This window comes from Methylobacterium sp. FW306-05-D (genome assembly GCF_058782155.1).
On the sequence record NZ_JBYSXL010000016.1, the window covers coordinates 39,420 to 51,912 of the forward strand.

The 12,493-nt window shown below is 68.8% G+C and carries 7 protein-coding genes; 3 read left to right on the top strand and 4 right to left on the bottom strand.

Going from position 1 to position 12,493, the window contains the following annotated elements:
- Positions 1–6 precede the first annotated feature (6 nt).
- The 3 genes from AC3WLN_RS08410 (at position 7) to AC3WLN_RS08420 (ending at position 2,929) form a co-directional block, all read left to right on the top strand.
- Positions 7–684, top strand: coding sequence for a class II aldolase/adducin family protein (locus AC3WLN_RS08410; RefSeq protein ID WP_492480567.1), 678 nt, complete (start codon positions 7–9; stop codon positions 682–684).
- Between the two features lie 587 nt (positions 685–1,271).
- Positions 1,272–1,769 carry a Ros/MucR family transcriptional regulator gene (locus AC3WLN_RS08415; RefSeq protein WP_492480568.1) on the top strand — a complete coding sequence of 166 codons (498 nt, stop codon included), beginning with the start codon at positions 1,272–1,274 and terminating at the stop codon, positions 1,767–1,769.
- Positions 1,770–2,110: 341 nt separating this feature from the next.
- A complete protein-coding gene (locus AC3WLN_RS08420) occupies positions 2,111–2,929 on the top strand; it encodes a restriction endonuclease (RefSeq protein WP_492480569.1) in 819 nt (272 codons plus the stop codon).
- Here AC3WLN_RS08420 and zwf read toward each other — a convergent pair.
- From zwf to AC3WLN_RS08440, 4 genes are all read right to left on the bottom strand, one after another.
- Complete coding sequence (zwf, locus tag AC3WLN_RS08425) at positions 2,909–4,435, bottom strand: glucose-6-phosphate dehydrogenase (RefSeq protein WP_492480570.1); 1,527 nt, start codon at positions 4,433–4,435, stop codon at positions 2,909–2,911. The genes AC3WLN_RS08420 and zwf overlap by 21 nt on opposite strands.
- A 137-nt stretch (positions 4,436–4,572) precedes the next feature.
- Positions 4,573–6,042 carry an efflux transporter outer membrane subunit gene (locus AC3WLN_RS08430; RefSeq protein ID WP_492480571.1) on the bottom strand — a complete coding sequence of 490 codons (1,470 nt, stop codon included), beginning with the start codon at positions 6,040–6,042 and terminating at the stop codon, positions 4,573–4,575.
- A 23-nt stretch (positions 6,043–6,065) separates the two neighbouring features.
- Positions 6,066–9,371, bottom strand: a complete 3,306-nt coding sequence (locus tag AC3WLN_RS08435) for an efflux RND transporter permease subunit (RefSeq protein WP_492480572.1) — start codon at positions 9,369–9,371, stop codon at positions 6,066–6,068.
- Positions 9,368–12,493 carry an MdtB/MuxB family multidrug efflux RND transporter permease subunit gene (locus AC3WLN_RS08440; protein WP_492480573.1) on the bottom strand — a complete coding sequence of 1,042 codons (3,126 nt, stop codon included), beginning with the start codon at positions 12,491–12,493 and terminating at the stop codon, positions 9,368–9,370. Before AC3WLN_RS08440 ends, AC3WLN_RS08435 begins: the two co-directional genes overlap by 4 nt.

Sequence of the window (12,493 nt, forward strand, 5' to 3'; positions counted from 1 at the left end):
CCCCGCATGGCGAAGCCCCCCTCCCCTCCCGGATCCGCGGATGCGGCGGCGCGCGCCAGCATCGTCGCCACGATGCGCGACCTCATCGCCCTCGGCCTGAGCCAGGGCACCTCCGGCAACGTGTCCGTGCGGGCGGGCGACGGCTTCCTCGTCACGCCGTCGGGCATCCCGGCCGAGACCCTGGAACCGGCGGACATCGTGGCGATGGGATTCGACGGCCGCCACGCCCATCCCCTCGCCCCGTCCTCCGAGTGGCGCTTCCACCGGGACATCCTCGCGGCGCGACCGGAGATCAACGCAATCGTCCACGCGCACCCGACCCACTGCACGGCCTTCGCGATGTGCGGGAAGGACATCCCAGCGGTGCATTACATGATCGCGGCGGCCGGCGGACCGACCGTGCGCTGCGCGCCCTACGCCCCTTACGGCACCGAAGCCCTGTCGGAAGCGGCCGTCGCGGCCCTGGACGGGCGAACGGCCTGCCTCCTGGCGAATCACGGGATGATCGCCATCGGACCGGACCTGCCGAAGGCTCTCTGGCTGGCGGTCGAGGTCGAAGCCCTGTGCCGACAATACGCCGTGGCGCTTCAGGTCGGGACGCCTGCCGTGCTGCCGGACGAGGAGATCTGGCGAACGGTGGAGCGATTCAAGTCTTACGGTCCGCGCAATCGGACGGATGGGTAGATTTGGCCGCCAGCGACTTGAGCCCGTGCCGAGATCAGCCGTTTGAGACCACTCGAGATCGATCTACGTAAAAATTTTCGCGGGAGCGGGGCGGGAATGTGAGCGGGAACACGTCGCATCCACAGTCTGTGCGCGCATAAATCAGAACGAATTTTGTATTCAAGGTCTATTTTAGCTCTTGGCGCAATCTTGCTGGATATCCTCTCAATAGACCTTCTTCAGCTCTAGGGTTTTCGAGCGAATGATCTCTGTGAGATCATTTTATAGAGAGCGTAAAATTATTTTTCCAATTGGCCCGCGTGATCCGCCAGGCTTTAGCGCCACCGGCACTGCGCGACTGTGCAGGAATTGAGAAAATCTCGCAAATTCGGGCCGGATTTCCGGAATGGCAGTCGCTGCTGGTCTATTCCAGTCCAACAGCTATCAGCCGAACGCGATCTATACGAGACCTGCTTGCACTCTTGCGTTTTTCTTGTCTTCATCATAGCTACCAGCAAGTCATAACAGTGACGTCACCTTCCAAACCTCCCAAACGGCGGGTCGCCTCGGGGTTGGCGGTATCCAGAACCCAAAGAGAGAGTCGAGAGATGAGCGCTGAGAACGGAATCCTGCCGGACTACATCGAACTCGCGGCAGACATCGTATCCGCGTTTGTGAGCAACAATTCGGTTCCGATCGCAGAACTGCCGGCGCTGATCGCATCGGTTCACGCCACCCTCGGCAAGCTGAATCAGGTCGGCACCGAGGAGAAGGCGGAACCGCTGACCCCCGCCGTATCCGTCAAGCGCTCGATCACGCCGGATTACATCGTCTGCTTGGAAGACGGGAAAAAGTTCAAGTCGCTGAAGCGCCACCTGCGCACGCGCTACGAGATGACGCCCGAGCAGTACCGCACCAAGTGGAGCCTCCCGAGCGACTATCCGATGGTCGCCCCGAACTACGCTGCGGCCCGCTCGGAACTGGCCAAGAACATGGGTCTCGGCCAGCAGCGCCGGAAGCAGGAGACCGCCCCCACCGCCGAGACCGAGGCCAAGGCCGCATCGGCCCCGCGCGGACGCCGCCCCCGCGCCGCCGCCCAGGCCTGAGGCCCGGACCGGTTCGCGGTCGGATCACTGACTGGGCCGGGGCCGAGCGCCCGGGCCCTTTCAGCCGCCTTATCCACAGGCTGTCGACGGCTCCTGCACAGACCGTCCGTCCTCCGACGAATGCTGTGGCGCCCGCAGACTAGGTCGGTATTCGCAGCGACAGCCCCCCGATCGTCCAGGTTCCGCCCCGTTCGATCCCAGCAAGATCGGGCCGGGGGACGGGCGGCGGCCGCCCCGAAGCCGTCCCGCGTTAGAGATCGCGCAACCCGCCGCTGCCACGGTGGCGCCCGACGGTGCCGGCGGTCGGACGATCGCGGCACCCCTCGGGTTGGGACCACCGTATGTCGGGCCGATCGCGCCTCGTGGCGCGCCTGTTCTGGACTTCCGTGATCGGAGGCGGCTGCGCCCTGTGGTTCGGGCAACCCGGCGCCATCGGCGCCGGCCTCGCGCTCGCCGGCCTCGTCCTGCGCCATCTCGACCGGCCCCGGCGCCTGCGTCGCCTGATCCGCAGGATCGCGCGGCCGCATGCGGCGACCCTGGCCCTGCGGCGACGCCAGGAATGCTTCGTCGACGCCTACGGCAACCTGATCGACGACGGCTGGGAGCGTGAGCGCGCCTATTTCGCCGAGCGTACCGTGGTGCCTCAACTCGAGGCGCACGGTCACGGCGAGGCGATCGACGGGGCCTGGGACGACATCCTCGCCATCATCGAGCGGGTGGCCGATGCCGTGCGCCTTCCGGATGAGAGCGAGGCGCCCGAGGAGGGCATCGCCTACGAGCGATACTGCGCGGAGCGCCTGCGGGAGGCGGGCTGGAACGCCCGCGCGACCCAGGCCAGCGGCGACCAGGGCGCCGACATCGTAGCCGAGCGGGCCGGGACGCGCCTCGTGGTCCAGTGCAAGCGCTACGCCCGGCCGGTGGGCAACGGCGCCGTCCAGGAGATCGCCGCGGCGATGCGCTACTGGTCGGGCGACATGGCCGCGGTGGTCTCCAATGCGGGATTCACGCCCGCGGCGCGCAAACTCGCCGCCGCGACCGGCGTCCTGCTGCTGCATCACGACGCCCTGGCGGCGTTGCAGCCGCGGCCGCCGGCCGCCCCCCCGACGGGCGGCCGGCGGCGCCCGACCCGTCCGCCGCGCTCATCCCTTGCCGAGCGGTAGCCAGCGATGTCCCTGCGCGGCCAGCAGAGCGGTGGCGCCCTCCGGCCCGTCGCTGCCGGCGGCATAGGGCTCCACGGGGGCGTCGCCCCAGGCCTCGATCAGCGGATCGACGACCGCCCAGGCCGCCTCGATGCTGTCGGCGCGCTGGAACAGGGTCGCGTCGCCGGTGAGGCAATCGTAGAGCAGCGTCTCGTAGCCGACGCTCGGCGTCTCGCGGAAGAAGTCGCCGTAGTCGAAGGCCGCGGTGACCCGGCCGAGATCCAGGCGCGGCCCGGGTCGCTTGGCATTCATGACGATGTCCATGCCCTGCTCGGGATCGATGCGGAACCGCAGGACATCGGGCGTCACGGGCGCGTCGGGGGTCGCGAAGGGCGATGACGCCGGCGGCCGGAAATGGAGCGCGATCTCGGTGACGCGGTCGGTCATCCGCTTGCCGGTGCGCAGGTAGAACGGCACGTCCTTCCAGCGCGGATTGTCGATGGCTAGCTTCAGGGCGACGTAGGTCTCGGTGCGGGACTCCTTCGAGACGTTCGGCTCGTCGCGATAGGCCGGCACCGCATGCCCGTGCTCCTGGCCGACGCCGTACTGGCCGCGCACCGCCTGGGCAGGCTGAACCGGCCGAACCGCCTGGATCAGGCGGGCCTTCGCGTCGCGGACATCCTCGGCGTCGAGGGTCCTGGGCGGCTCCATCGCCACCATGCAGAGCAGCTGGAACAGGTGATTCGGCACCATGTCGCGCAGCGCTCCAGTGGGCTCGTAGAAGGCGCCGCGCGCCTCCACGCCGATGGTCTCCGCCGCGGTGATCTCCACATGGTCGATGTGGTCGCGGTGCCAGACCGGGCCGAGCAGGCCGTTGGCGAAGCGGATCGCCAGGATGCTCTGCACCGTCTCCTTGCCGAGGAAATGGTCGATGCGGAAGAACTGGCTCTCGGTGCCCTGCTTGAGGATGCGCGCGTTGAGCGCCCGCGCCGAGGCGAGGTCGCTGCCGAACGGCTTCTCGATGACCACCCGGCGGAAGGCGTCCGTCCCTTCCTTCAGCAGGCCCGCCTGACCCAGGGCGTCGACGATCGGCCCGAAGAAACGGGCCGAGACCGCGAGGTAGAAGATCACGTTGCCGGACAGCGCCTGGGCGAGGCCCGAGAAGGTCTCGGCGGCGGTGAAATCGCCTTGCCGGAATTGCAGGCGCTCGCGGACGAAGCCCCAGGCGTTGGAATCGATGTGATCGGGATGGAATTCCGAGGTGCGGTCCGTGGTGAAGGACTGCATCGTCTCCGAGAGGTCGTCGCGCCAGCCCTCGTCGGTGTTGGCGTTGTGATCGACGCCGACGATGCGGAAGCCCGGATCGAGGAGGCCGCCGGCTGCGAGGTTGTAGAGGGCCGGCATCAGGAGCCGCTTGGTGAGGTCGCCGCCGGCCCCGAAGATCACGAGGGTGCAGGGGGGCGCCGCCGGAACCGCTCCCTGATCGGGTGTCGGGTCGGGTGCCTTGGCGGGGGGTGTCTGGTCCATGGCCCACGGCCTCCACTCACGGCTGCGGCGCGGCGCGCCGGCAAAATCCGCTCGTCAACCGGCGGCGTCCGGCGACGTTCCGGCCAAGGTCGTGCCGGAGCGCACGGGCCGACCCGATCGGTACGTGGGGCGAGCTTCTATTCGTCGGTGCGGACGGCCTGACCGGAATCCACCGGCAGCCGGGCTTCCTTCAACTCGTCCCCGCTCGGCAGGCTGCGCACGTCCCAGCCGCCGCCGAGGGCCCGGATCAGCGAGACCGCGGTGGTGAAGCGGTTGAGGCGGATCTGCAGGGCAATGACCTCGTTGTTGAGGGCGAGGGCCTGCGCCGTGACCACGGTGGTGTAGTTCTGGGTGCCGGCCCGGTACTCGTTCAAGGTGATCTCCACGGCGCGGCGCGCCGAAGCCACCGCCTCGTCCTGGGCCACCTGCTGCCTGGCGAGGATGCGCACGCCGGCCAGCCCGTTCTCGACTTCGGAGAAGGCGGTGAGCACGGTCTGGCGGTAGTTGGCGACGCTGGCGTCGTAGGCCGCGCGGGTGATGCGCAGGGCCGCCGCGCGGGCGCCACCATCGTAGAACACCTCCGAACCGGCGGCGGCCACGGACCAGACCTGGTTGACGGCCGAGAACAGGCCGTTGGCCGGGCTGCCCGAGATGCCGCCGGAGGCCGAGAGGGTCACGGTGGGATAGAACGCCGCCACGGCGACGCCGATCTGCTCGCTCTGGGCCTGGACGTTGCGCTCGGCCTGCGCGACGTCGGGGCGCCGCTCGAGGAGGGAGGAGGGAATGCCGACCGGGACCGCGGGCGGACGGGCGGCGAGGGGCGCCACCGGCAGGCTCAGCTCGGAGGGCGGCCGGCCGACCAGGAGCGCGATGGCGTGCTCGAAGGTGGCGCGCTGCAGGCCGACGGCGATGGCCTGGGCCTGGGTGGTCTGGAGCTGGGTCTGGGCCGTGATCACGTCCGAGCGCGCGGCGACGCCGGCATTGTACTGGTTCTCGGTGATCGCGAGGCTCTTCTTGTAGCCCTCGATGTTCTCGTTGAGCACGCGCTGGAGCGAATCCTGGTAGCGCAGCGTCAGGTAGTTGGTTGCCACCTCGGACTGGATGGTCAGGCGCACCAGGGCGAGCTCCGCGGCGCTGGCCTGGGCGGTGACGACCTCGCTCTCGATGTTGCGGCGGATGCGTCCGAAGAGGTCGAGCTCCCAGCTCGCCTGACCCTGCAGGGAGACGTTCGTCCGCTCGATCCCGAGGGAGCGGGACCGCGAGATGCTGGGGGCGCCCGTGACGGTGGGGAACAAGGCGGCGCGGGCCTGGGCGACGAAGCCGCGCGCCTGCTCGTAGGCAGCGACCTGGACCCGCAGGGTCTGGTTGTCCACGTCGACGAGGCGGACCAGCCGATCGAGGGTGGGATCGCGGAACACCCGCCACCAATCGCCGCGCTCGGCGCCGTCATTGGGCGCGGCCGGGCGCCAGCCCTTGCGGCTGGCCACGTAGGCGGCGCTGTCCTCGCGCGTCCCCCCCTGCTTGAACGCCAGGGGCGTCTCCACCGAGGGGCGGGAATAGTCGGGGCCGACCATGCAGCCCGAGACGAGCCCGGGCAGGCCCACCATCGCGAAAAGTCCGGGGTGCAGCCTCATTCGGCGGGGCTCAGGGCGGCGCCGGCCGCCGGCGCGCGGCGGCGCAGCCGGTCGAGGTACAGGTAGACGACGGGGGTGGTGTAGAGGGTCAGGATCTGGCTCACGATGAGGCCGCCGACGATGGCGATGCCGAGGGGCCGGCGCAACTCGGAGCCCTCCCCGCCGGCGAGGATGAGGGGCAGGGCGCCGAGCATCGCGGCGAGCGTTGTCATCATGATCGGGCGGAAGCGCAAGAGGCAGGCCTCGAAGATCGCCTCCTGCGGAGACGCGCCCCGCGTACGCTCGGCATCGAGGGCGAAGTCGATCATCATGATCGCGTTCTTCTTCACGATGCCGATGAGCAGGAACACCGCGATCAGCGCGATCACCGTGAACTCGGTGCCCGAGACGAGGAGCGCCAGCAGGGCGCCGATGCCGGCCGAGGGCAGGGTCGACAGGATCGTGACGGGGTGGACGAAGCTTTCGTAGAGAATACCGAGAATCGTGTAGACGGCCAGGAGTGCGGCCAGGATCAGCAGCGGCTGGCGCGAGGAGGATTCCTGGAAGCTCTTGGCGGAGCCCGCGAATTCGCCGTGGATGGTGGCCGGCAGGCGCAGATCCGTGATCGCCGCGTCGATGGCGGCGGTGGCGTCCGACAGGCTCTTGCCCGGCACGAGGTTGAACGAGATCGTGGTGGCGACGAACAGGCCCTGGTGGCTCACCTGGACGGGCGCGTTGCCGGTCTCCAGGCGGGCGAAGGCCGAGAGCGGGATCATCGTCTCCTTCGCGCTCGACACCGGCGCGCTGGAGGAGGCGCCTCCCTTGCCGCCCGCGATGGCGTTGGCGGCGGCGTTGCGGGCCGAATCGGTGGCGATGGAGGCGGCGCTGGCGTCGGCCGTCGCCGTCGAGCCCACGGCGCCGATGGTGGCCGCTGCGGCCGGAGCCCCCGCCACCGTGCCGGCCACCGCGTTGGTGGTGGCCGAGCCCCGCGCCTTGCCGCCCGAGGTCGAGACGTAGAGCATCTTCAGGGTGTCGGGGCTCTGGAGGTAGCGCGGGGCGATCTCCATCACGACGTGGTACTGGTTCAGCGGGTTGTAGATCGTCGAGACCTGGCGCTGGCCGAAGGCGTCGTAGAGCGTGTTGTCGATCTTGTCCGGGGTCAGGCCGTAGCGGAAGGCGCTGGCGCGGTCGATGACGAGGCGGCTCTCGAGCCCGCCCTCCTGCTGGTCCGAGGTGACGTCGGCGAAGATCGGGTTCTTCTGCAGGGCCTGCACCAGCTTCGGCGCGGCCTGGTAGAGTTCCTCGGCCGTGTCGCCCTGGAGCGTGTACTGGTACTGGGCGAAGCTCTGGCGGCCGCCCATGCGCAGGTCCTGGCGTGGGAACAGGTAGAGCCGGGCACCGGCGACGCGGGACAGCTTCGGCCGCAGGCGTGCCATCACGGCGGTGATCGAATCGCGCTCGCCCCGGGGTTTCAGGCCGACGAAGACGTTGGCCGAGTTGGTGCCGCGCCCGCCGGTGAAGCCGACGACGCTGTCGACGGCCGGATCGGCCTGCACGATGGCGGTGGCCTGCTCCAGCTTCTGCTTCATCGACTGGAACGAGATGCGCTGGTCGGCCTGGATGCCGCCCATCATCTGCCCCGTATCCTGCTCGGGGAAGAAGCCTTTCGGGACGATGACGTAGAGGTAGACGTTGAGCCCCACGGTCGCCAGCAGCGAGAGGGCCACGAGCCGCCGGTGCCGCATGGCGACCCGCAGGGTCCGCTCGTAGCCCGCCAACATGCGATCGAACCCGGTCTCCAGGGCGCGCACGAACCCGTTGGGGCGGACAGCGCCGTGCGCCGCCTCGGGCCGCAGGAAGAGCGCGCACATCATCGGCGTAGTGGTGAGCGACAGCACCAGGGAGATGAGGATCGCCAGCGACAGGGTGACGGCGAATTCCTGGAACAGCCGCCCGACGATGCCGCCCATCAGCAGGATCGGCAGGAACACCGCCACCAGGGACAGGCTCATGGAGATGACGGTGAAGCCGACCTCGCGGGAGCCGAGCAGCGCCGCCTCGACCCGCGGCTTGCCCTGCTCGATGTGGCGCTGGATGTTCTCCAGAACGACGATCGCGTCGTCGACGACGAAGCCGGTGGCGATGATCAGCGCCATCAGGGACAGGATGTCGAGGCTGTAGTCGAGCAGGTACATCGCCGAGAAGGTGCCGACGATGGAGATCGGAACGGCGACCGCGGGGATCAGCGTGGCGCGGCCCGAGCGCAGGAACAGGAACACCACGAAGATCACGAGGGCGACCGCGATGATCAGCGTCTCCTCGGTCTCGGCCAGCGAGGCGCGGATGGTGGCGCTGCGGTCGCCCGTGACGGTGAGGTCGATGTCGCCGGGAAGCGCCGCCGTCACCTGCGGGATCGCGGCCTTCAGCCCCTTGATCGTCTCGACGACGTTGGAGCCCGGCTGCTTGTAGATGAACAGGATCACGCCCGGCTTGCCGTTGACGAGGCCGAGGTTGCGCCGGTCCTCGACGGAATCCTCGATCTTGCCGACATCCGTGAGGCGCACGGCGGCGCCGTTCCGGTAGGCGACGACGAGGTCGCGATAGTCGGCGGCCACCCGGCCCTGGTCGTTGGCGTAGAGCTGGTAATGGCGCGTGTCGGTCTCAATCGCGCCTTTCGGCGAATTGGCGTTGGCCGAGGCCAGGGCCGCGCGGATCCCCTCGAGCCCGATGCCGTAGTTGAACAGGGCGGTCGGATCGAGTTCCACCCGCACCGCCGGGAGCGACGAGCCGCCGATGTCGACGTTCCCCACTCCGGGGAGCTGGGACATCTTCTGCTGCACCACCGTGGCGGCGGAATCGTAGAGCTGACCCGGAGACAGGGTGTTGGAGGTGAGGCCCAGGATCAGGATCGGCGCGTCGGCCGGGTTGAACTTCCGGTAGGTCGGGTTCGAGCGCAAAGCCGTGGGCAGGTCGGCCCGCGCCGCGTTGATCGCCGCCTGGACGTCGCGGGCCGCGCCGTCGATGTCGCGGTTGAGCCCGAACATCAGCACGAGGCGCACCGAGCCGAGCGAACTCGTCGAGGTCATCTCGGTGACGTCGGCGATGGAGCCGAGGCGGCGCTCCAGGGGCGCTGCCACGGTGGTCGCCATGGTCTCCGGCGAGGCGCCGGCCATCTGCGCCTGGACCAGGATGACGGGAAAATCCACCTGCGGCAGCGGGGCCACCGGCAGCTTCAGGAAGGCGAAGATGCCGGCGAGAAGCACGCCGATGGTGAGCAGCGTGGTGGCGACGGGCCGCCGGATGAACGGCTCGGAGACATTCACGGCAGCGCCTCGACGCTGCCGGCGCCGCCTTCGCGGCGGCCCGAGAGGCGGCGTTCCAGGCGGTCGAAGGCGAGATAGATCACCGGGGTGGTGAAGAGCGTCAGCACTTGGCTGACGATGAGGCCGCCGGCGATGACGATGCCCAGCGGCTGGCGCAGCTCGGAGCCGACGCCGGTGCCGACGATGAGCGGCACCGCCGCGAACAGGGCCGCCAGCGTCGTCATCAGGATCGGCCGGAAGCGCAGGATGCAGGCCTCGTAGATCGCGTCGCGGGGGCTCATCCCCTCCTCGCGCTCGGCCTGGAGCGCGAAGTCGATCATCATGATCGCGTTCTTCTTCACGATGCCGATGAGAAGCACGATGCCGATGATCGCGATGATGTCGAGGGAGAGCCCGAACAGCATCAGCCCGATCAGCGCCCCGATGCCGGCCGAGGGCAGGGTCGACAGGATGGTGATCGGGTGGATGAAGCTCTCGTAGAGCACGCCGAGCACGATGTAGACCGTGACGATGGCGGCGAGCACCAGGAAGAGCTGGTTCGAGAGCGCCGACTGGAAGGCGAAGACCGAGCCCTGGGGCACGACGCGGAAGCTCGGCGGCAGGTCGATCGACCGGCGCGCCGCCTCCACCGCCGAGACGGCGTCGCCCAGAGCCGCGCCGGGGGCGAGGTTGAACGACACGGTGGTGGCGGGGAACTGCCCGAGATGGCTGATGAGCAGGGGCGCCCGCCGCTCGCTGACCTGGGCCACCGCCGAGAGCGGGACCTGGCCCGAGGCGACGGTGGAGGACGGCAGGTAGATGTGATCGAGGCTCTCGATGGTCTTGTGCAGGTCGGGATCGGCCTCGAGGATGACCCGGTACTGGTTCGACTGGGTGAAGATCGTCGAGATGATGCGCTGGCCGAAGGCGTCGTAGAGGGCGTTGTCGACGGTGGCCGGCGTGATGCCGTAGCGCCCGGCGGTGGGCCGGTCGATGGTGATGTAGGCGGCCAGCCCGCTCGCCTGCAGGTCGCTCGCGACATCCATCAGGAGCGGCGAGGCCTGCAGGGCCCGCACGAAGCGCGGCACCCAGGTCTCGAACTCCGTGAGGTTCGGGTTCTCCAGGATGACCTGGTACTGGGTCGCGCCCACCGCCGTGTCGATGGTGAGGTCCTGCACCGATTGCAGGTAGAGGCGGATGCCTGCCACGTCGGTGGTGGCCGCTTTCAGCCGCTCGATGATCGCGGGCGCGCGCGCCGTGCGCTCGTCCTGCGGCTTCAGGTTGATGAGGAAGCGGCCGGAATTCAGGGTGACGTTCTGGCCGTCGACCCCGATGAAGGAGGACAGGCTCCGCACGTCCGGGTCCTTCAGCACGATAGCGGCGAGCTTCTGCTGGCGCTCCGCCATGGCGGCGTAGGAAACGGTCTGGTCGGCCTGGGTCACGCCCTGGATGACACCTGTGTCCTGCACCGGAAAGAACCCCTTCGGGATCACAACGAACAGGTATGCGGTGAGCGCGATGGTGCCGAGGGTCACGACCAGGGTCAGCGTCTGGTGGCGCAGCACCACCCGCAGCATGCGGCCGTAGCCCGCGATGATGCCGTCCATGCCGCGGCGTGCGGTGCGGGCGATGAAGCCCTCGCGAGCCTCAGCCTTCCCGGGCACGTGGGCCTTGAGCAGGCGGGCGCACAGCATCGGCACGAGGGTGAGCGAGACCACCGCCGAGATGATGATGGTGGCCGCCAGCGTGATCGCGAATTCGTGGAAGAGGCGCCCGACCACGTCGCCCATGAAGAGGAGCGGGATCAGCACCGCGATCAGCGAGACCGTGAGCGAGATGATGGTGAAGCCGATCTCGCGGCTGCCCTTCAGCGCGGCTTCCAGGGGCGAGTCGCCCTCCTCCACGTGGCGGGCGATGTTCTCGATCACCACGATGGCGTCGTCGACCACGAAGCCCGTCGCGATGGTCAGCGCCATCAGCGAAAGGTTGTCGAGGGAGAAGCCATAGAGGTCCATGATCGCCAAGGAGCCGATGAGCGACAGGGGCACCGACAGGCTCGGGATCAGGGTTGCGGAGACGCTGCGCAGGAACAGGAAGATCACCAAGACCACGAGGCCGATGGCCAGCGCCAGCTCCACCTGAACGTCGTGCACCGAGGCGCGGATGGTGGTGGTGCGGTCGGTGAGCACGGTGACGCCGATGGCGGCCGGCAGGGTCGCCTGGAGCTGGGGCAGCAGCGCCTTGATCTTGTCGACGGTGGCGATGACGTTGGCGCCCGGCTGGCGCTGTATGTTCAGGATGACGGCGGGCGTCTCGTCCATCCAGGCGCCGAGCTTGGTGTTCTCGGGCCCGTTGACCACGTCGGCCACGTCCGAGAGCCGGACCGGCGCGCCGTTCTTGTAGGCGATGATCGCGTCGTCATAGGCCTTCGGGTCGCGGATCTGGTCGTTGGCGTTGATGGCGTAGGACTGGGTCGGGCCGTCGATGGTGCCCTTGGGCGTGTTGACGTTGAGGTTGGTGACCGTGGTGCGAAGGTCGTCGATGTTGAGGCCGTAGGCCGCGAGCGCCCGGGCGTTGAAGCGGATGCGCACGGCGGGGCGCTGGCCGCCGCCGGTGCTGACGAGGCCGACGCCGGCCACCTGGGAGATCTTCTGCGCCAGCCGCGTCTCGGCGAGATCGCGCACCTCGGTGAGCGGCAGGGTCTTCGAGGTCAGCGCCAGCGTCAGGATCGGCGCGTCGGCCGGGTTGACCTTCGCGTAGATCGGCGGTGCCGGCAGGTCGGAGGGCAGGAGGTTACCGGCCGCGTTGATCGCCGCCTGGACCTGCTGTTCGGCGATGTCGAGGGGCAGATCCAGGCTGAACTGCAGGGTGATGACGGAGGCTCCCGCCGAGCTCTGCGAGGTCATCTGGTTGAGGTTGGCCAGCTGTCCGAACTGCCGCTCAAGCGGTGCCGTCACCGCCGAGGTCATCACCTCGGGGCTGGCGCCCGGATAGAAGGTCTGGATCTGGATCGTCGGGTAATCCACCGACGGCAGGGCCGAGACCGGCAGGTTCAGGTACGACACCATGCCGACCAGGAGGATCGCCAGCATGAACAGCGTGGTGGCGACCGGCCGCAGGATGAAGAGGCGGGACGGATTCAT